The 24,204-nt window shown below is 69.6% G+C and carries 22 protein-coding genes; 13 read left to right on the top strand and 9 right to left on the bottom strand.

Features of this window, described 5'->3' with window-relative positions:
• Positions 1-2 precede the first annotated feature (2 nt).
• The 3 genes from pruA (at position 3) to NON19_RS21020 (ending at position 4,509) form a co-directional block, all read left to right on the top strand.
• On the top strand, positions 3-1,634 hold the full coding sequence (pruA, locus tag NON19_RS21010) for an L-glutamate gamma-semialdehyde dehydrogenase (protein ID WP_255930266.1): 1,632 nt from the start codon (positions 3-5) through the stop codon (positions 1,632-1,634).
• Between the two features lie 480 nt (positions 1,635-2,114).
• Positions 2,115-3,155 (top strand): 3-isopropylmalate dehydrogenase, encoded by a 1,041-nt coding sequence (locus NON19_RS21015; RefSeq protein ID WP_255930267.1) that lies wholly within the window; start codon positions 2,115-2,117, stop codon positions 3,153-3,155.
• 268 nt (positions 3,156-3,423) lie between these two features.
• A complete protein-coding gene (locus tag NON19_RS21020) occupies positions 3,424-4,509 on the top strand; it encodes a branched-chain amino acid aminotransferase (protein WP_255930268.1) in 1,086 nt (361 codons plus the stop codon).
• Between the two features lie 205 nt (positions 4,510-4,714).
• Here NON19_RS21020 and NON19_RS21025 read toward each other — a convergent pair whose 3' ends face one another.
• Positions 4,715-6,145: a cytosine permease gene (locus NON19_RS21025; protein ID WP_255930269.1), complete on the bottom strand. Its 1,431-nt coding sequence runs from the start codon at positions 6,143-6,145 to the stop codon at positions 4,715-4,717.
• Between the two features lie 142 nt (positions 6,146-6,287).
• Here NON19_RS21025 and ureA point away from each other — a divergent pair, with 142 nt between their 5' ends.
• From ureA to NON19_RS21050, 5 genes are all read left to right on the top strand, one after another.
• Entirely contained in the window at positions 6,288-6,977 is a 690-nt protein-coding gene (gene ureA / locus NON19_RS21030; RefSeq protein ID WP_255930270.1) for an urease subunit gamma, read from the top strand.
• Positions 6,974-8,659, top strand: a complete 1,686-nt coding sequence (locus NON19_RS21035; RefSeq protein ID WP_255930271.1) for an urease subunit alpha — start codon at positions 6,974-6,976, stop codon at positions 8,657-8,659. The genes ureA and NON19_RS21035 overlap by 4 nt, the downstream gene beginning before the upstream one ends.
• Before the next feature lie 20 nt (positions 8,660-8,679).
• Positions 8,680-9,714 (top strand): agmatine deiminase family protein, encoded by a 1,035-nt coding sequence (locus tag NON19_RS21040; protein ID WP_255930273.1) that lies wholly within the window; start codon positions 8,680-8,682, stop codon positions 9,712-9,714.
• A 28-nt stretch (positions 9,715-9,742) separates the two neighbouring features.
• Positions 9,743-10,345, top strand: coding sequence for a TetR/AcrR family transcriptional regulator (locus NON19_RS21045; RefSeq protein ID WP_255930275.1), 603 nt, complete (start codon positions 9,743-9,745; stop codon positions 10,343-10,345).
• Positions 10,346-10,517: 172 nt separating this feature from the next.
• Positions 10,518-11,495, top strand: coding sequence for a phospholipase D-like domain-containing protein (locus tag NON19_RS21050; protein ID WP_255930277.1), 978 nt, complete (start codon positions 10,518-10,520; stop codon positions 11,493-11,495).
• Between the two features lie 44 nt (positions 11,496-11,539).
• Here NON19_RS21050 and NON19_RS21055 read toward each other — a convergent pair whose 3' ends face one another.
• From NON19_RS21055 to NON19_RS21070, 4 genes are read right to left on the bottom strand one after another with little or no spacing between them, the layout of a single operon-like run.
• Positions 11,540-11,764, bottom strand: a complete 225-nt coding sequence (locus tag NON19_RS21055; protein ID WP_255930279.1) for a DUF7848 domain-containing protein — start codon at positions 11,762-11,764, stop codon at positions 11,540-11,542.
• Positions 11,761-11,970: a hypothetical protein gene (locus tag NON19_RS21060; RefSeq protein WP_255930281.1), complete on the bottom strand. Its 210-nt coding sequence runs from the start codon at positions 11,968-11,970 to the stop codon at positions 11,761-11,763. Before NON19_RS21060 ends, NON19_RS21055 begins: the two co-directional genes overlap by 4 nt.
• A 50-nt stretch (positions 11,971-12,020) precedes the next feature.
• The gene (locus NON19_RS21065) at positions 12,021-12,899 is read right to left on the bottom strand and encodes a helix-turn-helix domain-containing protein (protein ID WP_255930283.1); all 879 of its coding nucleotides are present in this window, start codon (positions 12,897-12,899) and stop codon (positions 12,021-12,023) included.
• The gene (locus tag NON19_RS21070) at positions 12,896-13,648 is read right to left on the bottom strand and encodes a DUF6879 family protein (protein ID WP_255930285.1); all 753 of its coding nucleotides are present in this window, start codon (positions 13,646-13,648) and stop codon (positions 12,896-12,898) included. Before NON19_RS21070 ends, NON19_RS21065 begins: the two co-directional genes overlap by 4 nt.
• Positions 13,649-14,070: 422 nt before the next feature.
• On the opposite strand from NON19_RS21070, the gene cimA reads away from it, so the two are divergent.
• Positions 14,071-15,669: a citramalate synthase gene (gene cimA, locus NON19_RS21075; protein ID WP_255930287.1), complete on the top strand. Its 1,599-nt coding sequence runs from the start codon at positions 14,071-14,073 to the stop codon at positions 15,667-15,669.
• Between the two features lie 118 nt (positions 15,670-15,787).
• On the opposite strand, the gene NON19_RS21080 is transcribed toward cimA, so the two are convergent.
• A complete protein-coding gene (locus NON19_RS21080) occupies positions 15,788-16,849 on the bottom strand; it encodes a hydroxyacid dehydrogenase (protein WP_255930289.1) in 1,062 nt (353 codons plus the stop codon).
• A gap of 12 nt (positions 16,850-16,861) precedes the next feature.
• Positions 16,862-18,637: a glycoside hydrolase family 35 protein gene (locus NON19_RS21085; RefSeq protein ID WP_255930290.1), complete on the bottom strand. Its 1,776-nt coding sequence runs from the start codon at positions 18,635-18,637 to the stop codon at positions 16,862-16,864.
• Positions 18,638-18,854: 217 nt separating this feature from the next.
• On the opposite strand from NON19_RS21085, the gene NON19_RS21090 reads away from it, so the two are divergent.
• The 4 genes from NON19_RS21090 (at position 18,855) to NON19_RS21105 (ending at position 22,853) form a co-directional block, all read left to right on the top strand.
• Positions 18,855-19,919, top strand: coding sequence for an HpcH/HpaI aldolase/citrate lyase family protein (locus NON19_RS21090; RefSeq protein ID WP_255930291.1), 1,065 nt, complete (start codon positions 18,855-18,857; stop codon positions 19,917-19,919).
• 8 nt (positions 19,920-19,927) lie between these two features.
• A complete protein-coding gene (locus NON19_RS21095) occupies positions 19,928-20,800 on the top strand; it encodes an HpcH/HpaI aldolase/citrate lyase family protein (RefSeq protein WP_255930292.1) in 873 nt (290 codons plus the stop codon).
• Between the two features lie 216 nt (positions 20,801-21,016).
• Complete coding sequence (locus NON19_RS21100) at positions 21,017-22,600, top strand: acyl-CoA carboxylase subunit beta (protein ID WP_255930293.1); 1,584 nt, start codon at positions 21,017-21,019, stop codon at positions 22,598-22,600.
• Between the two features lie 28 nt (positions 22,601-22,628).
• The gene (locus NON19_RS21105) at positions 22,629-22,853 is read left to right on the top strand and encodes an acyl-CoA carboxylase subunit epsilon (RefSeq protein ID WP_255930294.1); all 225 of its coding nucleotides are present in this window, start codon (positions 22,629-22,631) and stop codon (positions 22,851-22,853) included.
• A 135-nt stretch (positions 22,854-22,988) separates the two neighbouring features.
• On the opposite strand, the gene NON19_RS21110 is transcribed toward NON19_RS21105, so the two are convergent.
• Both NON19_RS21110 and NON19_RS21115 read right to left on the bottom strand, forming a co-directional pair.
• Positions 22,989-23,567: a GTP-binding protein gene (locus NON19_RS21110; RefSeq protein ID WP_255930295.1), complete on the bottom strand. Its 579-nt coding sequence runs from the start codon at positions 23,565-23,567 to the stop codon at positions 22,989-22,991.
• A complete protein-coding gene (locus NON19_RS21115) occupies positions 23,548-24,108 on the bottom strand; it encodes a DUF742 domain-containing protein (RefSeq protein ID WP_255930296.1) in 561 nt (186 codons plus the stop codon). Before NON19_RS21115 ends, NON19_RS21110 begins: the two co-directional genes overlap by 20 nt.
• Positions 24,109-24,204 lie beyond the last annotated feature (96 nt).

Below are 24,204 nucleotides of genomic sequence, written 5' to 3' on the forward strand. Positions count from 1 at the left end.
TCATGGACGCCGTGACCCAGGTCCCGACGCCGGTCAACGAGCCGGTGCACTCCTACGCGCCGGGCAGCCCGGAGCGGTCCCGCCTCGAAGTGAAGCTCAAGGAGCTGAGCGAGAACCCGGTCGACCTGCCGATGACCATCGGCGGCGTCAAGCGGATGGGCGGCGGGGAGCCCTTCGACGTGGTACAGCCGCACAACCACGCGGCCCGGCTCGGCACGCTGCGCGGCGCCACCGCCCAGGACGCGCGGGACGCCATCGACGCCGCGCTGGCCGCGGCGCCCGCCTGGCGCGAGATGTCCTTCGACGACCGCGCCGCGATCATCCTGCGCGCCGCCGAACTGCTGGCCGGGCCGTGGCGGGAGACCATCGCCGCCGCGACCATGCTGGGCCAGTCCAAGACCGCGCAGCAGGCCGAGATCGACACCCCCTGTGAGCTGGTGGACTTCTGGCGGTTCAACGTCGCCTACGCCCGGCAGATCCTGGCCGAGCAGCCCCCGGCCAACTCGCCGGGTGTGTGGAACCGCCTCGACCACCGCCCGCTGGAAGGTTTCGTCTATGCGATCACGCCGTTCAACTTCTCGGCGATCGCGGGCAACCTGCCGACCGCGCCCGCGCTGATGGGCAACGTGGTGATCTGGAAGCCGTCCCCGACGCAGACCCGGGCCGCCGTGCTGCTGATGGAGCTGCTGGAGGAGGCGGGCCTGCCCAAGGGCGTCATCAACCTGCTGACCGGTGACGGCATCGCGGTCTCCGAGGTGGCGCTGAACCACCCGGACCTGGCCGGTATCCACTTCACCGGTTCCACCAAGACCTTCCAGTACCTGTGGAAGACGGTGGGCGCCAACATCGAGAACTACAAGAACTACCCGCGGATCGTCGGCGAGACCGGCGGCAAGGACTTCGTGGTGGCCCACCCGTCGGCCGACCCCGCGGTGCTCAAGACCGCGCTGACCCGTGGCGCCTTCGAGTACCAGGGCCAGAAGTGCTCGGCGACCTCCCGCGCCTACATCCCGCGCTCCATCTGGGACGGCGGCTTCAAGGAGGCCTTCGTCGCCGAGGTCGAGGGCATCACCATGGGTGACGTCACCGACCTGGACAACTTCATCGGCGCCGTGATCGACGACCGTGCCTTCGCCAAGAACAAGGCCGCCATCGACCGCGCCAAGGCCGACCCGACCTGTGAGATCGTCGCCGGTGGCACCTACGACGACACGGTCGGCTACTTCGTCCGCCCGACCGTGGTGGTGTGCACCGACCCGGACAACGAGGTCTTCAAGGACGAGTACTTCGGCCCGTTCCTCGCCGTGCACGTCTACGAGGACGACAACTACGAGCAGATGCTGGCGCAGATGGAGTCCGTCTCCAAGTACGCGCTCACCGGCTCGATCATCGCCGGTGACCGGGCCGCCGCCCGGGACGCCATGGACAAGCTGCGGTACGCGGCGGGCAACTTCTACATCAACGACAAGTCCACCGGCGCCGTGGTCGGCCAGCAGCCGTTCGGCGGCGGCCGGGCCTCGGGCACCAACGACAAGGCGGGCGCCGCGCAGAACCTGATGCGCTGGACGTCCACCCGTGCGATCAAGGAGACGCTGGTCCCGCCGACCGACTACCGCTACCCGCACATGGGCTGAGCCCCAGCCGATCGACGGCCCCCTGGCAACCGCCAGGGGGCCGTTGGCGTGGTTGCCGTCTCAGATAGTAGGAAGTCCGAGTATTCGTGGCGACAGAACGGCGAAGTCGTCCTAGCGTTGTAAGAGCCGAACGTCTCGCTTGATCCAGCGAACGGCGGACGAGAGCCGGTGCCTTCGCGCAGGCCACCCCTGCGGCCCCCGCTCCCCGCCCCATCCGGCGCACCCGTCGCCCCCGGTACGGGGGACCCCAGCGTCATGGTTGGAGTTGTGCTCCCATGGATGAGACCGCCCGCAAGAACGCCGCCGAAGCCCTGCAGCGCGCCCTGGACCGCCGCGACAACGGCGGTGCCACCGGACACGAGCGCCGCTGACGACCCGTAACTCTCCCGTAGGCCAGGCGACTTGGCCGCTCGGCCAACCGGGCGTCCAGAATGTGGATACTCCATGTCATTGACTGGGACGAGGCGTACAGTGCCCAGCATGTCCCGCAGCATCAGCCTCGCAGTGATCCCCGGTGACGGCATCGGCCAGGAAGTCGTGTCCGAAGGCCTCAAGGTGCTCAGCGCCGTCCTTCCGCAGGACGTGAAGCTGGAGACGAAGACCTACGACTTCGGCGCCAAGCGCTGGCACGAGACCGGGGAGACGCTCACCGACAGCGACCTGGCCCGGCTCAGGGAGCACGACGCCATCCTGCTCGGTGCGATCGGTGACCCGTCGGTGCCCTCCGGGGTGCTGGAGCGCGGGTTCCTGCTCAAGCTGCGGTTCGCCTTCGACCACCACGTCAACCTGCGCCCCGGCAAGCTGCTCCCCGGAGTGAAGTCGCCGCTCGCGGGTGACCGGGAGATCGACTTCGTGGTGGTCCGCGAGGGCACCGAGGGCCCGTACGCGGGCAACGGCGGTGTGCTGCGCGCCGGTACGCCGCACGAGGTGGCCACCGAGGTCAGCGTCAACACCGCGTTCGGCATCGAGCGGGTGGTGCGGGACGCGTACGCCCGCGCCCAGGCCCGGCCGCGCAAGAAGCTCACCCTGGTGCACAAGAACAACGTGCTGGTGCACGCCGGCCACCTGTGGAAGAACATCTTCGACCGGGTCGGCCAGGAGTTCCCCGAGGTCACCACGGACTACCTGCATGTGGACGCGGCGACGATCTTCTTCGTCACCCAGCCCGAGCGGTTCGACGTGATCGTCACCGACAACCTCTTCGGTGACATCCTCACCGACCTCGCCGCCGCGATCACCGGCGGCATCGGTCTGGCCGCCAGCGGAAACATCAACCCCTCAGGGGAGTTCCCGTCGATGTTCGAGCCGGTCCACGGCTCCGCGCCGGACATCGCGGGCCAGGGCAAGGCCGACCCGACCGCCACCGTGCTGTCGGTCGCCCTGCTGCTGCAGCACCTCGGCTACGGCGAGCAGGCCGCCCGCATCGAGGCCGCGGTCGCCGCCGACCTCGCGGAGCGGGGCGACGCCCAGCGCTCCACCAGCGCGATCGGCGACGCGCTCGCCGCCCGAGTATCCGGCTGACCGCCGGATCCCGACCCCCAAAGAGGGCCTGCCCGGCGGACATCGGTTCCGTCGGACAGGCCCTCTTGCTGTGCAACGGCGATCCCGGATGCCACCATCGACCCCTGGACCGCGATCCGCGCCACATGTGCGAGTGGTTTTCACCCCCACCCCTCTCAGCGATAATCGGACAGAGGGCCGCACTAAGGGTGGAAGCTAGGACGTCCTAGCAACGCCCGCAGGCGGAGTACGCGGTCCGCCACTACCTCACGGTGAAGGACACGCAGACATGACGACGCCCACGATCGAGCTCAAGCCCTCCGCGCACCCGCTCTCCGACGCTGAGCGGGAGGCGATCCTCGCCAACCCCGGTTTCGGCCGCCACTTCACCGACCACATGGTCACCATCCGGTGGACCGAAGGCCGCGGTTGGCACGACGCCCAGCTCGTCCCGTACGCGCCGCTGTCGATCGACCCGGCCAACATGACGCTGCACTACGCGCAGTCCATCTTCGAGGGGCTCAAGGCCTACCGGCAGCCGGACGGCAGCGTGGCCACCTTCCGCCCGGAGGCCAACGCCGAGCGCTTCCAGGCCTCGGCACGCCGACTGGCCATGCCCGAACTGCCGGTGGAGACGTTCATCGCCGCGTGCGACGCGCTGGTCAGCCAGGACAAGGCGTGGGTGCCGAGCGAGGGTGAGCAGTCGCTCTACCTGCGGCCGTTCATGTTCGCCGCCGAGGTGGGGCTCGGCGTGCGGCCCGCCAACGAGTACCTGTTCATCGTGATCGCCTCTCCGGCCGGGGCCTACTTCCCCGGTGGCGTCAAGCCGGTCTCCGTCTGGCTCTCCGAGGAGTACGTGCGGGCGGCGCCCGGCGGCACCGGTGCGGCCAAGTGCGCGGGCAACTACGCCGCTTCGCTGGTGGCGCAGGCCCAGGCCATCGAGCACGGCTGCGACCAGGTGGTCTGGCTGGACGCGATCGAGCGCCGGTGGATCGAGGAAATGGGCGGTATGAACCTGTACTTCGTGTACGGGGACAAAATCGTCACGCCGGAGCTAAGCGGTTCGCTGCTGCCGGGTATCACGCGGCTGTCGCTGCTGCAGATCGCCGAGGACCTCGGCTACGAGGTGGCCGAAGGCCGGATCTCGGTGGACGACTGGAAGAACGGCAACGCGGACGGCTCGCTCACCGAGGTCTTCGCCTGCGGGACCGCCGCCGTGATCACGCCGGTCGGTTCGGTGAAGTCCACCCGCGCCAACTGGACCGTGGCGGACGGTGAGCCGGGCAAGGTGACGATGCGGTTGCGCAGGGCGCTTCTTGACATCCAGACGGGTCTCGCGCCCGACACCCACGGCTGGATGCACCGGCTGGCCTGACGGTTCGCCTGGCGGGTCGCGGTTGGTTCGGCACCGCCGGGCTCCACTGCGGTGGTTGCTCGCCGTCGCGGCGGTGAAAAGATCTGCCGGTGCGGCGGGAGGGAATTTGCTGCGTTCTCGCACACTCCCGTCGCAACGGCATATCTTTTTCCCGCCGCAGCGGCGCGCAACCACACTCAACGTGACCGGCGGTGCCGAACCCACCTCATGTGGCCGTAACCGCCTTCTCCGGCACCGGAGTTGACGCCGGAAGCGGGTGCGGGCGGCCCGCGTTCAGGACCGCGTAGGTGACCCCCGTCACCGAAGCGGACAGCAAGAAACTGATGTCGATGCCACCGGTGAAGCGCAGCAACGGACCGCTGTACAGCGGTGTGTCAACCTCCAGCAGCCCCACCACCGAGCCGTGGGCCCAGGCGGCCACAGCCGACACGTTCCAACCGGCCCGGTACCAGTAGATCCCGCCGCGGGTACGGCGGTTGTAGACCTGTAGCGCGTCCGCGTCGTAGACCCCCCGCACCCGCCGGAAGCCCATCAGTGTGATCACCGCCCACGGCGTGCCGACCGCGGTGAGCACCAGGACGAACGAGGTCATCGCGTCCTGCGCCGCCCACGCGAAGTGGCCGAGGTAGACCAGTGCGGTGGAGACCGCCGCCACCACGTAAGTGGCCTGCGTACGGGTCGCCTTGGGCAGGATCGCGTCCAGGTCCAGACCCATGCTGTAGAGCATCAACCCGGCGTTGCCCACCGACCCCGCGGACCCGTTGAGCAGCAGCAGCGGCAGGTACCACGCGGGCGACGCGGCCACCAGCGAGGTCGCGTAGTCGCCACCGGCGCTGACGCACAGCGCGGTGAACGTGCCGAAGAGTTGTGGCACCAACAGCCCCACGACCAGCCCGAAACAGGTGCCCCAGAACACCTTGGCCTGGCTGAACCGGTTCGGTGAGACATAGCGCGTGTAGTCGCCGAGCAACGTGATGAACGCGATCGGCCCGCTCAGCCCGGCCGAGACGGCGGACAGCAGCCACGTCGGCCAGTAGCCGCCGAGCAGATACGACGAGCCGTGCGGTGGCGCGGTGTGGAACAGTCCGAAGTAACCGATCACGCCGATGAACAGCAGCACCGTCAACGAGATGGTCAGCAGTCGGCTCAGCCGCAGCAGCATCCGGTAACCGAACACCGCGGACGACGCGGTGGTCAGCGCCAGCACCGCGTAGACCGTCGCATAGCTCGCCGCGCCCGTGGGCAGCCCCAGCATCCGGTGCAGACAGCCCACCACCGCGTCCCCGCCGACCCACAGGGTGAGCGCGGTGTACCCGAGGGAGAGCAGCAGGCCGATCATCGACCCCAACAGCCGCCCCCGGACCCCGAAATGCGCACCGCTGCTGGTCGACAGGTTGGTGGCGGTGCGCAGGGACACCAGCGCGAGCGGCGCCACCAGCACCGTCCCCACCAGCGTGCCCGCCACCAGTGAGGTGAACGAGCCCCACCAGCCCAGCCCGAAGGAGACCGGGAGCCAGCCGAAGACGATCACGCCCAGGGCGAGGTTCGAGCCCAGCAGAATGCTGATCACGTCCCGTGGCCCGCTGGTTCGCTCCTCCTCCGGGACGGTGTCGACGCCCCGCTGTTCGATCTGCATACGCGGTCTCCTTGACCAGCGACGGTTTAGAACGCCGCTCAATGTGGCTCACGCTGTACGGCAAATCAAGGGTTCAGTTTCAGGGGATTAATTGTTAGAGTGACGTTCAAATTCTTGATCTTCCGCTGGGAGGAGGCGGGGCATGCGGCTGACCCCGACGGAACGCGACCGCCTGCTGCTGTTCGGCGCCGCCGAGCTGGCGCGGGCGCGCCGGGCCCGCGGGCTGCGGCTCAACGTGCCGGAGGCCACCGCGCTGATCGCCGACACGGTCTGCGAGGCGGCCCGGGACGGCAAGCGGCTCGCCGAGGCGATCGAGGCCGCGCGCACCGTGCTGCGGCCCGACGACGTGCTGCCCGGAGTGGCCGATGTGATCGGCGACGTCATGGTCGAGGCGGTCTTCGACGACGGCTCCCGGCTCGCCGTGGTCAGCGACCCGATATCCGGCGGCTCGCTCGGCGACGACGCGCCCGGCGCCGTACTGCCAGGCCCGGCCGACCCGCCGACCGAGCCCGCGGTGCGGCTGACCGTGCGCAACACCGCGACCGTCCCGATCTCCGTCACCTCGCACTTCCACTTCTTCGAGGCCAACCCCCGGCTGGACTTCGTCCGTTCGGCCGCGTACGGGATGCGGCTGGCGGTGCCCGCCGGGTCCTCGGTGCGGTTCGACCCGGGCGCGGAAGTCGAGGTCGGTCTGGTGCCGATCGGCGGCGACCGGGTGGCGATCGGCTTCGCCGGTCTGGTCGACGGGCCGCTGGACGCGCCCGGCGCGAAGCGCGAGGCCCTGCGGCGGGCGGTGGCCTGTGGCTACCTGGGAGCGGAGGGGGAGTCATGATCAACACCCGTGAGTACGCGGCCGTGCACGGCCCGCGCGCCGGTGACCGGGTCCGGCTGGGCGATTCCGGGCTGGTGATCCGGGTCGAGTCGGACTCCCAGCGCCCCGGCGAGGAGTTCCTGGCCGGGTTCGGCAAGACCGCGCGGGACGGGCTGCACCTGAAGGCCGCCGCGGTGCGCGAGACCTGTGACGTGGTGATCAGCAACGTGGTGGTGATCGACGCGGCGCTGGGCATCCGCAAGGTGTCCATCGGCATCCGCGAGGGCCGCATCCACGCCATCGGCCGGGCGGGCAACCCCGACACGCTCGACGGGGTGGACGTGGTGGTCGGCACCGGCACCACGATCGTGCCCGGGGAGGGCCTGATCGCCACCGCGGGCGCCGTCGACACCCACGTCCATCTGCTCTCGCCCCGCGTGATGGAGGCCTCCCTGGCCTCCGGCGTCACCACGATCATCGGCCAGGAGTTCGGCCCGGTGTGGGGCGTCGGTGTCAACTCGCCGTGGGCGCTGCGTCATGCCTTCAACGCCTTCGACGCCTGGCCGGTCAACATCGGCTTCCTGGCCCGGGGTTCGTCCTCCGACCCGGCGCCGCTGGTCGAGGCGCTCGCCGAGGGCGGGGCGTCCGGGTTCAAGGTGCACGAGGACATGGGCGCACACGCCCGCGCCCTGGACACCGCGCTACGGGTGGCCGAGGAGCACGACGTCCAAGTCGCCCTGCACAGCGACGGGTTGAACGAGTGCCTGACCGTCGAGGACACCCTCAGGGTGCTCGAAGGCCGCACCATCCACGCCTTCCACATCGAGGGCTGCGGCGGCGGCCACGTCCCCAACGTGCTGAAGATGGCGGGCGTGCCGAACGTCATCGGCTCGTCCACCAACCCGACCCTGCCGTTCGGCCGGGACGCGGTGGCCGAGCACTACGGCATGATCGTCTCCGTCCACGACCTCAAGCCGGACCTGCCCGGCGACGCGGCCATGGCCCGGGACCGGATACGCGCCGGAACCATGGGCGCCGAGGACGTACTGCACGACCTGGGCGCGATCGGCATCACCTCCTCCGACGCACAGGGCATGGGCCGCGCGGGCGAGACCGTGCGCCGCACCTTCGCCATGGCGGGCAAGATGAAGGCCGACCTGGGACCGCTGGCGGGCGACGGCCCGGACGACGACAACGCCCGGGTGCTGCGCTACATCGCCAAGCTCACCGTCAATCCGGCGATCGCCCACGGCCTGGCGCACGAGGTCGGCTCGCTCGAGGTCGGCAAGCTCGCCGACATCGTGCTGTGGCAGCCGCGCTACTTCGGGGCCAAGCCGCAACTCGTGCTCAAGTCCGGCTTCCCCGCGTACGGGGTGACCGGCGACCCCAACGCGGCCACCGACACCTGCGAACCCCTGGTACTGGGACCGCAGTTCGGCGCGCACGGGGCGACACCCGCTGATCTGTCGGTGGCGTTCGTCGCCGGGGCCGCCGTCGCCCGCGGGGACGACCGGATGCCCACCCGGCGCCGCCGGGTCGCGGTGCGCGGCACCCGTGGCATCGGCCCGGCCGACCTGGTGCTCAACTCCCGCATCGGACACGTCCAGGTGGACGGCGCCAGCGGCCTGGTGACGCTGGACGGCGAGCCGGTGCGCTCCGATCCGGCCGAGCGGGTCTGCCTCAACCGCCTGTACTTCCTCTGATCCCCTAAGGACCTGACCGCATGACCGCACTGCCCGCAGCCGACGGCTTCCGCATGCCCCCCGAGTGGGCGCCGCACGACCGCACCTGGATGGCCTGGCCCTCGTCGTCCATCACCTTCGACGGTCCCGAGGATCTGGCCGCCTCAAGGGCGGCGTGGGGCGCGGTGGCCGAGGCGGTGGCCCGCTTCGAGCCGGTGACCATGGTCGCCGCGCCCGGGGACGCGGCGGGTGCGCGCGCCGCTCTCGGTCCCGGCGTGGCGGTGGTCGAACTGCCGCTCAACGACGCCTGGATGCGGGACATGGGGCCCACCTTCCTGGTGGGTGGCGGTCAACTGGCCGCCGCCGACTGGACGTTCAACGGCTGGGGCGCGCAGGAGTGGGCGCGCTGGGACCTGGACGCGGAGATCGGCGCGCGGGTGGCCGAGCTGGCCGGGGCCCGCCGCTATCCGTCCAAGCTGGTCAACGAGGGCGGCGGCATCCACGTCGACGGCGAGGGCACGGTGCTGCTCACCGAGACCGTGCAGCTCGACCCGGGCCGCAACCCCGGCTGGAGCCGAGAGGAGGTCGAGGAGGAGCTGCACGGGTACCTGGGCACGTCCAAGGCGATCTGGCTGCCGCGCGGGCTCACCGCCGACTACGGCAGGTTCGGTACCCGCGGCCATGTCGACATCGTCGCCGCGTTCGCCCGGCCCGGGGTGGTCGTGGTGCACAGCCAGCAGGACCCGGCGCACCCCGACCACGAGGTCTCCCGCGAGGTCATCGCAGAGCTGAGCGCCGCCACCGACGCCCGGGGCCGAAGCCTTGAGGTGGTCGAGCTGCCCGCCCCCACGGTCACCGAGGCCGACGGGGAACCGGTCGACTACTCTTACGTCAACCACTACCTGTGCAACGGCGGCGTCGTGCTGTGCGGCTTCGACGACCCGGCGGACGAACGCAACGCGGAGATCTTCGCGCGGCTGTTCCCCCAGCGCGAGGTGGTCCTGGTCGACGCCCGTGAGATCTTCGCGCACGGCGGCGGCATCCACTGCATCACCCAACAGCAGCCCCGGGTGTGACCCACCCGGTACGGACTCGGAGGTCGCGGTGCCCGGACCCGTCCGCCCCAGGCGACGGCTGAAGCAGCCCCGGGAGCAGGTGATGGCCGCCGCGATGACGGCCATCGCCGAACGCGGCCTCGCCGAGCTGACCATCGCCGGGCTCGGCCGCGAGGTCGGCATGAGCAGCGGACACGTCATGTACTACTTCGGCAGCAAGGACGAGCTGCTGCTGCAGACCCTGGAGTGGAGCGAGGAGCAGCTCGGCGTGGAGCGCCGGGCGGTGCTGTCCCGGCCGGTCCCGGCGCGGGAGCGGCTGGACGCGTTCGTGGACCTCTACCTGCCCGACGGCCCGCGCGACCCGCGCTGGGTGCTGTGGTCCGAGGTGTGGAACCGCTCCCACCCGACCGAGGAGGCGCTGCGCCGCCAACTCGACCTCGAACTGGTCTGGCACCGCGACCTGGTGGCCCTGGTCGCCGAGGGCATCTCACACGGCGAGTTCCGCTCCGTGGACCCCGAACGCTTCGCGGTACGGATGCGGGCGCTGCTGGACGGCTTCGGCACGCATCTGGTGGTGGGACTGCCGGGGGCGGATCGCGGGCAAGTGCTGGGCCACGTGGGCGAGTTCGTGGTGGATTCGCTGGGGCGCTGAGGCCGTACCGCAAACGGACCTTGTAAGGCCGGTAAAGCCAAGGCCAAAACTCTACGCGCGTCATTCACATGTCGACGTCCAGCCATACGGTTGTCATGTCCGCGCTGTATGCATGGGCGCGGGCGTCGCCACGATGCCGCATTGATCCTCACCCCCCACAACAGGAGGAAGCATGCGCCGTAAGACCTTAGCCGGACTCGCGACGGCAACCGTCGCCGCCTCCACGGCCATCGCCCTGATCGCCCCCACATCCCACGCCGCCTCCGGCACGTACTCCCTGATCGTCCAGCCGGACCAGGGCATCCAGCCGATCTACGACCTGATCAACTCGGCCCACAAGAGCATCGACCTGACGATGTACGAACTGGTCGACACCACCGCCCAGAAGGACCTGGTGGCCAAGGAGAAGGCGGGCGTCAAGGTCCGCGTCATCCTCGACCAGCGCAGGAAGTCCACCAACTCCAGCACGTACACGTACCTGAAGAACAACGGCGTCTCAGTGGTCTGGTCGAGCAGCACGTACTACTTCACGCACGAGAAGACCATGGTCGTCGACGGCAGCCAGGCCGTCATCATGAGCGGCAACATGACCTCGCAGTACTACGCGGCGGACCGCAACTACAGCGTGACCGACACCGACAGCGCCGATGTCTCGGCGATCGAGAAGGTCTTCAACGCCGACTACGCGACCAAGTCCGTCACCCCCGGCGACGGCGACCACCTGGTGTGGTCCCCGACCGACTCCCAGTCCCAGCTCCTCGCGCTGATCGACGGCGCGAAGTCCAACCTGTACGTGGAGAACCAGGAGATGGGCGACTCGCAGGTGGTCAGCGCGCTCACCGCGGCGGCCAAGCGCGGGGTCCAGGTCGAGGTGGTGATGAGCAACACGGGCAACACCTACGCCAGCGAGTTCAACACCCTCACCTCAGGGGGCGTGAAGGTCAGCACGTACGCCGCCACGGCGCCCCTCTACATCCACGCCAAGGCGATCGTCGCGGACCAGAAGGTCTTCGTGGGCTCGGAGAACTTCTCCAGCACGTCCCTGAACAAGAACCGCGAGCTGGGCCTCATCCTGGACGACGCCAAGATCGCGGGTGGCGTCCAGAAGGTGATAACCAACGACTTCAAGGGCGCGACGCCCTGGTCGTGACCAAGCGTTGACGCGACGGCCCCCGGCTGGTTCGGGGGCCGTCGCTATTGCGCGCGGACCACCAGCGCGAACGAGGTGCAGACGCGGCGGAAGGCCGCGTGGCCGGTGAGGCCGGTGTGGCTCATACAGGCCACGTCCACCGGCGCGGAGTCGTCGGCGGGCTCCGCCGTCCAGCCGCAGCGCAGGCACTCCGCCTCGAAGGTGATGTCCGTGTCCGGGTGCGGCGTGATCTTGTGGAGGACGTAGCGGAGCACCGATTTGGCGGTCACCGCGCGCCCCGGCTGCGGGCGTTCACCTCGGTGAGGCGGGCCTTGAGCAACTCCTCGGCGTGGTACGCCGTTTTGTGGCGGCGGGTCAGCACGATCAGGTCCGTCTCACGGCTCTTGTCCCGCGCCTCCCGCGCCTTGGTCAGTTCGGCGGCCAGGCTCATGCACTCACGGCAGGCGGTGCCTTCGGCTTGTGCGGTTTCGGTCATGAACAGCACGGTAAGCAGCGGGGGTTCGTGAGGCGGTGTGCGATTCGCGGTTATTCTCGGGCGGCTTGCGTGTCTTCAGCATGATTCTCAAGTGCGTTCAGGCTTGCGCGGGCACGGGCGATGATGCGCTGCGCTTCGGCGCCGTAGACGGCGGAGGTGTTCAGGGTTTCCCAGATCTTGAGGTAGAGGGCGATGTTCTGGGCGTCGTCCAGCCAGAGTTCGGCGTGCCAGTCCTCTACTACGACGAGGCGTTCGTCGTGGATCCAGAAGTCGTTTCCCGGGGGGAGTTTCAGGCGCGCCTCGTACGGGATGATGCCGAGGGAGATGGTGTCGAGGCCGATCACGCCACTGAGCCGGTCGAGCTGGGCGGCGAGCACAGCGGGCGGGCACAGTTGCATCCGGAGAGCGGGTTCCCACATGAGGATGTGGTAGTGCTTGCCCCGCCGGTAAAGCGCCTCCTGCCGCTTGAGACGGCCTTGCACGGCGGCGTCCAAGTCGCGGGGACACTGATGCAGATCTGCGAACGCCGAGAATACGTGGCGTGCGTAGTCGGCGGTTTGCAGAATTCCGGGGATCAGCATCGGTACCCAGCCGTGCAGGACTGTTGAACGCTCATGCTCGGTGTTGATGGCGTCCTGCACGGGCCGGTGCCCGGCCGCGAGTTGCCGCCGCCACGAGCGGGTGCGCGACTCCATTCCGCGCAGCCGCGCGACCAGCCCATTGGCGGCTTCCGGGTGGCCAGTGCTCTCGGCCCAAGCCCGGAGATCCTCAACCGTCGCGGTCTGTCTGCCGGTCTCCAACTTGCTGACCTTGGACTGCGACCAGCCCAGAGCATCGGCCAACTCGCGTCCCGTCATGCCACTCTCGACGCGTAGCTCACGCAGCCGCGCGCCGAGAGCAGTTCGAGCGTGCTGGAAGTCAGTGCTCACACGTCGGACGGTACCTGAGCGATGAACTCCCTGTTCGGCGTTGCGTGATGCCAAGCGGCGTCGCGAGCCTGGCAGGCGAGGAGGACCCTCGCGGGATCCCTGATCAGCTCCACCTTGTCGCAGTCGTCGTCTTCGTCGAAGAGGAGGACCGCCATCACGCGGGAGTCGAAGAGCCAGAAGTCCTCTTCCGGAAGCTTCAGCTTCTCCGCGTCGCTCCGCCACATGTTCCGGATGTCTTCGCCAGCTTCGATGTTCGTGCGGGCGCTCTGGAGCAGATACCTTTGCCCCAGACTGGGCGGGTTATCGACAATCCGCACTCGCTCGCACCGCTTGCCCTGATCTGCTGCTTTGCGGCGGTCGACCAGCCATGAGCGGTCCGGATCCCAGCCGGGCTCCTCGCCACGGGCGAACCGACGATACGACTCCGTTTCCTCGTCCGACCGGTACCGGCGCCGGTTCTCCAGACGCCACGCTGTGTGCTTGTACGTCTCGAACATGCTCTTGAACTGGTCCCACGGGACGATTTCCCGCGCCTCACCCGCCTCCTTCGGGGCGAAGTTCACCAGCAGTTGACGAGGTACGAGGACGAACCCCTCGTCCTCCTCGACGTTGCGCAGCTGAGCGATGTCCTCCGGGTTGGTCACCTTCTTCCCCTGGACGAGCACTTCCCCGGTGTCCATGTCCTCATAGAGCGTCGGGCAGTTGCCGTCGTCAGAGTTCGTCCCGATGAACCGCAGTCGTCGTGCCATGGGCGCATCCCTTCGTCGTCGGAAAGGTCAGCCCCAGGATGGAGTGAGAACGCCCCCGCTGTCCGGCGTGATTCTCGATTATTCTCACGTCGCGTCGCTGAGCGTGAGCGCCACGATACGGACTGCGAATCGCCCGCATCCTGAGACGCGCGTCCGCGGGGCGCGCGGCTGTGGCAGACTGCCTCCGTGTCCTTCGCCATGATTATTGGCTAGGCGCGCCGGTCCGCAGTGACCGTCGCTGGGCGGACCAGAGCCCGGGGGCGGCGCCGTGTCCCAGACCCGCGCGCAGACCTCTCGCATCCGCGAGAGGTTTTTTCGTTTCCTGGACCAACCCGAACCGGGCGGCGAAGCGCGAGGGATCATTGGGGGCAAGTGGAGTTGGTTGTTCCGCTAAACCACACACTCGACAGGAGTGCACCGTCATGACGCTGCCCGACGACAGCTTCCATGTGTTCGACACCACGCTGCGCGACGGCGCGCAGCGTGAGGGCATCAACCTCTCCGTCGCCGACAAGCTGGCGATCGCCCGGCACCTGGACGAGTTCGGGGTGGGGTTCATCGAGGGCGGGTGGCCGGGGGCCAACCCGCGGGACACCGAGTTCTTCGAGCGGGCGCGGGACGAGATCGACTTCCGGCACGCGCAGCTCGTCGCCTTCGGCGCCACCCGCAGGGCCGGGGTGCGGGCTGACGAGGACCCGCAGGTCAAAGCGCTGCTGGACTCCGGGGCGCCGGTGATCACCCTCGTCGCCAAGTCGCACGACCGGCACGTGGAGCTGGCGCTGCGCACCACGCTGGAGGAGAACCTCGCGATGGTGCGGGAGACGGTGAGCTACCTCCGGGATCAGGGACGCCGGGTCTTCGTGGACTGCGAGCACTTCTTCGACGGCTACCGGGCCAACCCCGAGTACGCCAAGTCCGTGGTGCGCACCGCGCACGAGGCCGGGGCCGACGTGGTCGTGCTGTGCGACACCAACGGCGGGATGCTGCCCGCCCAGGTCGCCGCCGTGGTGCGCACCGTGCTCGCCGACACCGGCGCCCGGCTGGGCATCCACGCCCAGGACGACACCGGCTGCGCGGTCGCCAACACCCTCGCCGCGGTCGACGCGGGCGCCACCCACGTACAGTGCACCGCCAACGGCTACGGCGAGCGGGTGGGCAACTCCAACCTCTTCCCCGTGGTCGCCGCGCTGGAGCTGAAGTACGGCAAGCGGGTGCTGCCCGAGGGCGCGCTCGCCGAGATGACCCGGATCTCGCACGCCATCGCCGAGGTCGTCAACCTCACGCCCTCCACCCATCAGCCGTACGTGGGGGTCTCCGCGTTCGCGCACAAGGCCGGACTGCACGCCTCCGCGATCAAGGTCGATCCGGACCTGTACCAGCACATCGATCCCGAACTCGTGGGCAACACCATGCGGATGCTCGTCTCCGACATGGCCGGACGCGCCTCCATCGAGCTCAAGGGCAAGGAACTGGGCTACGACCTGACCGGTGACCGGGAGCTGGCCGGACGGGTGGTGGAGCGGGTCAAGGAGCGCGAACTGGCCGGATACACCTACGAGGCGGCCGACGCGTCCTTCGAACTGCTGCTGCGCGACGAGGTGCGCGGCGAGGCCACCCGCTTCTTCCGGGTCGAGTCCTGGCGGGCCATCGTGGAGCAGCGGCCGGACGGTGCCCAGGTCAACGAGGCGACGGTGAAGCTGTGGGCGAAGGGCGAGCGGATCGTCGCCACCGGCGAGGGCAACGGCCCGGTGGATGCGTTGGACCGGGCGCTGCGCGCCGGACTGGAGCGCATCTACCCGCAGTTGGCGAAGATGGAGCTGGTCGACTACAAGGTGCGCATCCTGGAGGGACGGCACGGCACCGAGTCCACCACCCGCGTGCTGGTCTCCACCAGCGACGGGCGCGCCGAATGGTCCACGGTCGGCGTCGGCGAGAACGTCATCGCCGCGTCCTGGCAGGCACTGGACGACGCCTACACCTACGGGCTGATCCGCGCCGGGGCCGAGCCACGGGAGCGCTGAGCGCTCCGCTGGGGGTGCGGCGATGTGCTGTCGGTCGTATGCGGTGCCGTTGTGGCTGGTCGCGCCCACGCGGCGGAGCCGCACATGAACACGGCCCCGTGCCTCTTCGGGGCGCTGCTCACGCCGAGTAGGTCAGTATCCGCCGGGTGACCGGCTGGGCGTAGGGCAGCCCGGCGGCGTAGCGCTCCAGCTCGTCGATCGCGGCGTGTGCCAGCCGGGTCAGCTCGGTACCGAGCGATCCGGCGACATGCGGTGTGAGCAGCACGTTCGGCAGCTCGTACAGCGGTGAGTCGGCGGGCAGCACCTCCGGCTCGGTGTGGTCCAGCACCGCGTACAGCCTGCCGCGCACCAGTTCGTCGGTGAGCGCCTCGGTGTCCACCAGCCATCCCCGCGCGGTGTTGATCAGCGTGGCGCCGTCCGGCAGCAGCGCCAGCCGGGCCCGGTCGAACAGGTGCCGGGTGCTTGGCAGCGCGGGCGCGTGCAGGGTGACGACGTCGCTGCGCCGGGCGAGCTGGTCCAACTCCACCGGATCCGCGCCGAGTTGGCGTGCCGCCTCCCTGGTCAGGTACGGGTCGTACACCAGCACCCGCAGGTCGAACGGGCGCAGCAGCTCGATCACCCGGCGGCCGATCCGGGAGGCGCCGACCACGCCCACCGTACGGCGGAAGTTGCCCAGGGCCGGGCAGCCTAGAAGCCCCTCCGGAGGGGTGCGCCGGGCGCGGTAGGTCCGGGCGAGCTCCCAGATCCGCTTGCCGGAGAAGAGGATCGCGGCGACGGTGTACTCGGCGACCGGCAGCGCGTTGGCCGCCGCCGCGCAGGAGACGGTCAGGCCGCGCTCCCAGCACGCCTCGGTGATGTGCCCCTTGACCGAACCGGCCGCGTGCACCACGGTGCGCAGCCGGGGCATCCCGGCCAGCGCGTCGGAGGTCAGCGGCGGGCAGCCCCAGCAGGTGAACAGCGCCTCGGCGTCGGCGAGTTGGGCGGCGCGGCCGGTGAAGTCAGCGGGGGAGCTGATCAGCAGCTCGGGGTCCACGCGGGCGACGTGGCGCAGCCGGCGCAGCGCCGTGGGGTCCAAGAGCGCCTCGCGCGCCGCACGGCTTATCGCGAGGACGGCGCGCGGACGGCGCGGGCTGCTCGGCTTCAGTGGTAGGGGCGGGGTGCCCTGCTGACCGTGCGGCATCCGGGTACCTCCTCAGTCGAGGTCGGCCTCGTCGCGGATCTCCACGAACCGGTCCCGCAGGCCGTCGAGTTCGAGCACCACGATCTCGTTGCGGCCCCGGCGCAGCAGCGGCCAGGGCAGATACAGGGTGCGCTGCGGACCGCGCTCCCAGTACCGGCCGAGACAGAAGCCGTTGACCCAGACATAGCCCTTGGCACCGCCGGGCACGGCCAGATATCCGTCGCGGGGCTCGGTCACCTCCAAGGCGGCCCGGTGGAAGACCGGCCCCGGCCGCTGACCGGCCGTGGCGGTGGCCGAGGCGGCCCACGGCAGATCGGCCAGCGGCCCGCCCAGCGGTACCGTGCGTACCGTCCAGCCGTGCACGTACTGCTGGCCGTGCCGTACCGCGGCCACCCCCTTGCGGTCGCCCAGGCGCGGCCCGTAGTTGACCCGGCCCATCGACTCCACCAGCAGTTCCAGGCGGGAGCCCGACGGGCCGACGGAGATCTGCGGAAGGTCGTCCTCCTCGTCCCGCTCCAGCACCGCGAGCGGCTGGCCGTCCAGGTAGACGTGCGCCCGGTCCGCCAGTCCCTCCAGCACCAGCGGGTACTCCACACGCGGCCCCGGCACATGGGCCTCGTAGTGCGCGAGGCCGTGGGCCAGCCCGAGGTCCTCGAACGACGGCGGTACGGGGGAGTGCACGGCCGGGGTGGCGATGGCGTCCAGCAGGTCGAACAGCCGCACCGAGTCGGTGAGTTCGACCCGGCTCGGCGGCAGCAGCGGGGGCAGCGGTTCGGGCTGCGGCGGCGGGGCCTCGGCGAACTCGGTGAGCACCTCGCGGAACGCCCAGAACTTCGGCGTCGGCGCGCCGCGTTCGTCGATCGGGGCGTCGTAGTCGTAGGAGGTCACCATCGGCTGGTACGGGCCGTCGTGCGCGGGGCCGCCGCGGTTGGCCCCGGCCCAGGTGCCGAAGCTGGTGCCGCCGTGCGCCATGTAGACGTTGACCGAGGCCCCGCAGGCCAGGATCCGGCGCAGGGTGTCGGCGGCGTCGGCCGGATCGCGCAGCGCCCGCTTCTCGCCCCAGTGGTCGAACCAGCCGCACCAGAACTCCATGCACATCGGCGGGTCGTCCGGCCGGAGCCGGGCCAGCTCCGCGAAGGCGTCCTCCGGGTGGCTACCGAAGTTCACCGTGGCGATGGCGCCGGTCAGCGTGCCACCGGTGAGGGGAGCGTCCTCGGGACCGTCGGAGGTGAACAGCGGTACGTCGACGCCGCGTTCGCGCATCATCGTGCGCAGCCCGTCCAGGTACACGGTGTCGCTGCCGTAGGAGCCGTACTCGTTCTCCACCTGCATCATCAGCACGTTGCCACCGCGGGTGACCTGGTGGGCGGCCAGCCGCGGCAGCAGTTCGTCGTACCAGCGCCGCACATGCGCCAGATAGGCCGCGTCCGACACCCGCAGCCGTACCTCGCGGTCGGCCAGCAGCCACCAGGGCAGCCCGCCGTTCTCCCACTCGGCGCAGATGTACGGGCTGGGCCGGACGATCGCGTACAGCCCGGCCTCGGTAGAGGCGGTCAAGAACGCCTCGACATCGGCGATCCCGGTGAAGTCGAAGCGGCCCGGGCGCGGCTCGTGCAGGTTCCACGGGACGTACGTCTCCACGCAGTTGAGCCCCATGGCGCGCAGCATCCGCAGCCGGTGCGGCCACTGCTCGGGCAGCACCCGGAAGTAGTGCAGCGCGCCGGAGAGCACGCGCAGCGGGCGGCCGTCGAGTTCGAAGCCGGGCGGGACGATGCGGAAGGACGACACGGGCGCTCCAGCGTCGGTCGGGTGGGTGGCACGCGCTCTGCACGGCACTCTAAGGCGGCGGCCGCCGCCCCATCCGGCACCGGCGCACCCGTGCGGTGACCAACGGCACACGTACTGACCAGTAACGTAACCGGGTCGCCACCCCTAGAGTGAACGCCGGATGGCGCCGCCGGGACGGGCGGCGACCCGCACCCCTCGATCCGACCAGGGAGACTGGATGCGCTCTCCGAAGGACTTCTTCCGCCCACTGGCCGTCGGTGCCCCCGCCCCGGTACGGGAAGTGCCGTTCCGGCCATCCCGGATGATCCACTTCTTCGACCCCGGCAACGAGAAGATGGCGGCGAAGATCCCCGCCATCGCGCCCACCGTGGACGTGCTGCTCGGCAACCTGGAGGACGCGGTCGCCGCCGACCGCAAGGAGGCGGCGCGCAGCGGTCTGGTCAACATCGCGAAGACCACCGATTTCGGCGACACCCAACTGTGGACCCGGGTCAACAGCCTTGACTCTCCCTGGGCGTTGGACGACCTGATCACCCTGGTCACCGAGATCGGCGACAAGCTCGACGTGATCATGGTGCCGAAGGTCGAGGGCGCCGAGGACATCCACTACGTGGACCGGCTGCTCGCCCAACTGGAGGCCAAGGCGCGCATCGAACGGCCGATCCTGGTGCACGCCATCCTGGAGACCGCCACCGGCGTGGCCAACGTCGAGGAGATCGCCGGAGCCAGCCCGCGGATGCAGGGCATCTCGCTCGGCCCGGCGGATCTCGCCGCCAGCCGCCGGATGAAGACCACCCGGGTCGGCGGCGGGCACCCCGGCTACCTGGTTCGAGAGGATCCGAACCCCGAGAGCGCTGCGGGCGAGGCGCGCGCCACCTTCCAGCAGGACCTGTGGCACTACACCATCGCGCGCATGGTCGACGCCTGCGCCGCGCACGGGATCCTGCCCTACTACGGGCCGTTCGGCGACATCCGGGACACCGTCGCCTGCGAGGACCAGTTCCGCAACGCCTTCCTGCTCGGCTGCGTCGGGGCGTGGAGCCTGCACCCGGTGCAGATCGAGATCGCCAAGCGGGTCTTCTCCCCGGCGCCCGCCGATGTCGCCTGGGCCCGTAAGGTGATCGCCGCGATGGGCGACGGCACCGGCGCGGTGATGATCGACGGCAAGATGCAGGACGACGCCACCTACAAGCAGTGCCAGGTGGTGGCCCAGCTCGCGGACGCGCTCGCCGCCCGCGACCCTGAGCTTGCGGACGCCTACGCGGCCGCCGAAAAGGAGTGACCCGCACCATGTCCAACGCGAGCCCGCGACCGCGCCGTTCGGTGCTCTACATGCCCGGTGCCAACGAACGCGCCCTGGAGAAGGCCAAGTCCATCCCGGCCGACGCCCTCATCCTCGACCTGGAGGACGCGGTCGCCCCCGACGCCAAGGCCGACGCCCGCAAGCGGGTGGCCGCCGCCGCGGCCTCCGGCGAGTACGGCCACCGCGAGGTGACCATCCGGGTCAACGGTCCCGGCACCGCCTGGCACGCCGACGACCTGCGAGCCGCCGCCGAGGCGGGCCCGGACGCCGTGGTCGTCCCCAAGGTGGAGTCCGCGCACACCGTGCTGGAGGTCGAGCGGGCCCTGGAGGCGGCGGGCGCTCCGGACCACACCGCCATCTGGGCGATGGTGGAGACCCCGCGCGCCATGCTGGACGCGCGCGCCGTGGCCGCCGCCAGCGAGCGGCTCACGGTACTGGTGATGGGCACCAACGACCTGGCCAAGGAACTGCACGCGGAACACGTCCCAGGCCGCGCCCCGCTGCTGACCGGACTGTCGCTGGCGCTGCTCGCGGCCCGGGAGACCGGCAAGGTGATCCTGGACGGTGTCTACAACGACGTGAAGGACTTGGCGGGATTCGAGGCCGAGTGCGTCCAGGGGCGGCAGTTCGGATTCGACGGCAAGACCCTGATCCACCCGGCACAGGTCGAGCCGTGCAACCGGATCTTCGCGCCCTCGCCGGAGCAGGTCGAGCGGTCCCAGCGGATCATCGAGGCGTTCGACGAGGCGACCCGGGAGGGCCGCGGCGTGGTCACGGTGGACGGCAGGATGATCGAGAACCTGCACGTCGAGGAGGCCCGGCGGATCCTGGCGCTGGCCGCCGCGGTCGCCGCTCGCTGACCCCGCAACCCCAGAACCGACCCCAGTCTTCGCCGCCGGGCGCCCACCCCGGCCGGTCGGCCCGGCTGGTGCGAACGGTACAAACGGCAGGGCTCCGTGCGCTTCGCACGGGGCCCTTTCGTCACTCCCTTCTGTTGAGATCCTCCATGAAGTCGCTCCCGACAGTGTGAGAAGTCAACGCCGTGAAAACAGGGGGGCCGCTCGTAAGGTCGATACATGACCGTTGTGGACGAGGTGCCAGCCGACGCGAACGATGCCCGCGGGCGTGTGGCGGAGCTGCACGCGATTCGTGAGCAGGTGCGGCGGGGGCCGAGTGAGCGGGCGACTGAGGCGCAGCATGCCAAGGGGAAGTTGACTGCGCGTGAGCGGATCGAGCTGTTGCTGGATGCGGGGTCGTTCCACGAGGTGGAGCCGTTGCGGCGGCATCGTGCGTCGGGGTTCGGGTTGGAGGCGAGGCGGCCGTACACCGATGGTGTGATCACGGGGTGGGGGACCGTGCATGGGCGCACGGTGTTTGTGTACGCGCATGATTTCCGGATCTTTGGTGGTGCGTTGGGTGAGGCGCATGCGCAGAAGATCCACAAGATCATGGACAAGGCGATCGCGGCGGGTGCGCCGTTGGTGTCGCTCAACGATGGTGCGGGGGCTCGGATCCAGGAGGGTGTCAGCGCTCTTGCTGGTTACGGTGGGATCTTCCAGCGCAACACCAGGGCTTCGGGGGTGATCCCGCAGATCTCGGTGATGCTGGGCCCGTGTGCGGGGGGCGCCGCCTACAGTCCGGCGTTGACGGATTTTGTGTTCATGGTGCGGGAGACCTCGCAGATGTTCATCACTGGGCCGGATGTGGTGCAGGCGGTGACGGGGGAGAAGGTCTCGCAGAACGGTCTGGGTGGTGCGGATGTGCACGCCGAGACCTCGGGCGTGTGCCATTTCGCCTACGACGATGAGCAAAGTTGTCTGGAAGAGGTGCGCTACCTGCTGTCGCTGTTGCCGCGGAACAACCGGGAGAACCCGCCGGTGCTGCCCACTACGGATCCGGTTGACCGGCGTGGTGAGGCGCTGCTGGATCTGGTTCCGGCCGACGGTAACCGGGCGTATGACATGCGCAAGGTGATCGAGGAGATCGTCGATGACGGCGAGTTCCTTGAGGTGCATGAGCGGTGGGCGACGAACATCATCTGTGCGCTGTCTAGGCTGGATGGGCAGGTGGTGGGGATTGTCGCGAACCAGCCGCAGACGTTGGCGGGTGTGTTGGACATCGAGGCGTCGGAGAAGGCCGCACGTTTTGTGCAGATGTGTGACGCGTTCAACATCCCGATCGTGACGTTGCTGGATGTGCCGGGGTTCTTGCCGGGGGTGGATCAGGAGCATGGCGGGATCATCCGGCATGGTGCGAAGTTGTTGTACGCGTACTGCAACGCCACGGTGCCGCGGATCTCGCTGATTTTGCGCAAGGCGTATGGGGGTGCGTACATCGTGATGGACTCGCAGTCCATCGGTGCGGATTTGACCTATGCGTGGCCGACGAACGAGATCGCGGTGATGGGTGCCGAGGGCGCGGCGAATGTGATCTTCCGTCGGCAGATCGCGGAGGCGGATGATCCGGACGCGATGCGGGCGGCGATGGTCAAGGAGTACAAGTCCGAGTTGATGCATCCGTACTACGCGGCCGAACGCGGCCTGGTCGATGACGTGATCGATCCGGTCGAGACCCGCGAGGTGCTGATCCGCTCGTTGGCGATGCTGCGTACCAAGCACGCTGATCTTCCGTCCCGTAAGCACGGCAACCCGCCGCAGTAATCGCGTAGTTATGGAGATGGAGAACGTTGTGAGCACTCCCGCAGATGCCGCTGCCGCGACCGTGGTGACCGTGCGGCGCGGGCACGCCGAGCCCGAGGAGCTGGCGGCGATCACCGCCGTGCTCCTGGCCCGCGCCGCCACCGCGCGCACCGCAGCCGCGGCCGACAACGACATCCGAACCGTCGCCCACTGGCGCCGACTCGAGCGTGCCCAGGGCTTCTACGCACCCCACAGCTGGCAAGCGGTCGCCTAACGCGGCCGGGGGTTGCGGGGGTTGCCCCCGGGATAACGCAGCGCCCCGCACAGCTGGCAAGCGGTCGCCTGACGACATGACGCAAAAAGGCCCCCGACTCCCTTCGGAGTCGGGGGCCTTGGCGCTTGACCGTGCCTACCGCAGCCGCGCCATCAGCGCGTGCTCGACCAGCGTGATCAGCGTGCTCTTGGCCTCACCGCGCATCCGCGCGTCGGTGGTCATGATGGGCGTCTCGGGGCCGATCTGCAGCGCCTCGCGGACCTCTTCCGGGCTGTACGGCTGGTGGCCGTCGAAACCATTCAGCGCGATGACGAACGGCAGCCCTGAGTTCTCGAAGTAGTCGACCGCCGGGAAGCAGTCCGCCAGCCGCCGGGTGTCGACCAGCACAACCGCGCCGATCGCACCGCGCACCAGGTCGTCCCACATGAACCAGAAGCGGTCCTGGCCGGGGGTGCCGAACAGGTAGAGGATCAGGTCCTCGTCGAGCGTGATGCGGCCGAAGTCCATCGCCACGGTCGTGGTGGTCTTGTCCGGCGCGTGGGTCAGATCGTCGATCCCCGCGGAGGCGGAGGTCATCACGGCTTCGGTGCGCAGCGGGTTGATCTCCGATACGGCACCGACGAACGTGGTCTTGCCCACGCCGAAGCCGCCCGCCACCACGATCTTCGCGGAGGTGGTGGAGCGGGCTGCACCGCTAGAGCTTGCGAAGTCCACTGAGCACCCTTTCGAGCAGTGTCACATCTGGCTGGCCACCGGCGGCTTCATCGCCACCGGGCTGGTGGATGGCGACGAGTCCGGCCTCCGCCAGGTCGGCTACGAGGATTCGGGCGACGCCGAGGGGGATGGAGAGAAGTGCCGAGACCTCTGCCACCGACTTGATCTCGCGGCACAGATGGCAGATCCGCTGGTGTTCCGGGAGTTGGCCGCGCAACCGCTCCGGATCGGCGGTCGTGGAGACCAACGCCTCGATCGCCAGTTGGTAGCGCGGCCGGGTCCGCCCGCCGGTCATGGCGTACGGCCGCACCAGCGGCTGCTGGTCGGAGCCGAGCGGCGTACGGCCCCGTACGCCGCCACGGGAGCGCGGCGGTGGCCCCTGCGGCGGCATGTGCGCCTGGATCCGCGGCGCGGGCTGCTGAGGCTCCTGCCGTACCGGTTCCGGCGACGACTGCAGCTGTGGGCTGGGCGCCGAGGGGAAGTTGAATCGCTTCAGCTGCTGCTGTTGCGGATCGCCATATCCGCCTGGGGGCGTTGCCACGGTTCCTCCTCCAGCTGGGCGGGGTGCCCTTCACCGTCTCCGCCGCAGGGTTGCCGATGCGTTAACGCACCTTACGGTCCGGTGACGCATCGGCGC

The organism is Streptantibioticus rubrisoli, assembly GCF_024436055.1.
In the GTDB taxonomy this organism is placed as follows: Bacteria; Actinomycetota; Actinomycetes; order Streptomycetales; family Streptomycetaceae; genus Streptantibioticus_A; species Streptantibioticus_A rubrisoli.

What these genes read in the sequence shown, in the direction of transcription:
- pruA (WP_255930266.1), top strand. Translation starts at nt 3, where the DNA reads ATGGACGCCGTGACCCAGGTCCCGACGCCGGTCAACGAGCCGGTGCAC.
- NON19_RS21015 (WP_255930267.1), top strand. Translation starts at nt 2,115, where the DNA reads ATGTCCCGCAGCATCAGCCTCGCAGTGATCCCCGGTGACGGCATCGGC.
- NON19_RS21020 (WP_255930268.1), top strand. Translation starts at nt 3,424, where the DNA reads ATGACGACGCCCACGATCGAGCTCAAGCCCTCCGCGCACCCGCTCTCC.
- NON19_RS21025 (WP_255930269.1), bottom strand. Translation starts at nt 6,145, where the DNA reads ATGCAGATCGAACAGCGGGGCGTCGACACCGTCCCGGAGGAGGAGCGA.
- ureA (WP_255930270.1), top strand. Translation starts at nt 6,288, where the DNA reads ATGCGGCTGACCCCGACGGAACGCGACCGCCTGCTGCTGTTCGGCGCC.
- NON19_RS21035 (WP_255930271.1), top strand. Translation starts at nt 6,974, where the DNA reads ATGATCAACACCCGTGAGTACGCGGCCGTGCACGGCCCGCGCGCCGGT.
- NON19_RS21040 (WP_255930273.1), top strand. Translation starts at nt 8,680, where the DNA reads ATGACCGCACTGCCCGCAGCCGACGGCTTCCGCATGCCCCCCGAGTGG.
- NON19_RS21050 (WP_255930277.1), top strand. Translation starts at nt 10,518, where the DNA reads ATGCGCCGTAAGACCTTAGCCGGACTCGCGACGGCAACCGTCGCCGCC.
- NON19_RS21060 (WP_255930281.1), bottom strand. Translation starts at nt 11,970, where the DNA reads ATGACCGAAACCGCACAAGCCGAAGGCACCGCCTGCCGTGAGTGCATG.
- NON19_RS21070 (WP_255930285.1), bottom strand. Translation starts at nt 13,648, where the DNA reads ATGGCACGACGACTGCGGTTCATCGGGACGAACTCTGACGACGGCAAC.
- cimA (WP_255930287.1), top strand. Translation starts at nt 14,071, where the DNA reads ATGACGCTGCCCGACGACAGCTTCCATGTGTTCGACACCACGCTGCGC.
- NON19_RS21080 (WP_255930289.1), bottom strand. Translation starts at nt 16,849, where the DNA reads ATGCCGCACGGTCAGCAGGGCACCCCGCCCCTACCACTGAAGCCGAGC.
- NON19_RS21090 (WP_255930291.1), top strand. Translation starts at nt 18,855, where the DNA reads ATGCGCTCTCCGAAGGACTTCTTCCGCCCACTGGCCGTCGGTGCCCCC.
- NON19_RS21095 (WP_255930292.1), top strand. Translation starts at nt 19,928, where the DNA reads ATGTCCAACGCGAGCCCGCGACCGCGCCGTTCGGTGCTCTACATGCCC.
- NON19_RS21100 (WP_255930293.1), top strand. Translation starts at nt 21,017, where the DNA reads ATGACCGTTGTGGACGAGGTGCCAGCCGACGCGAACGATGCCCGCGGG.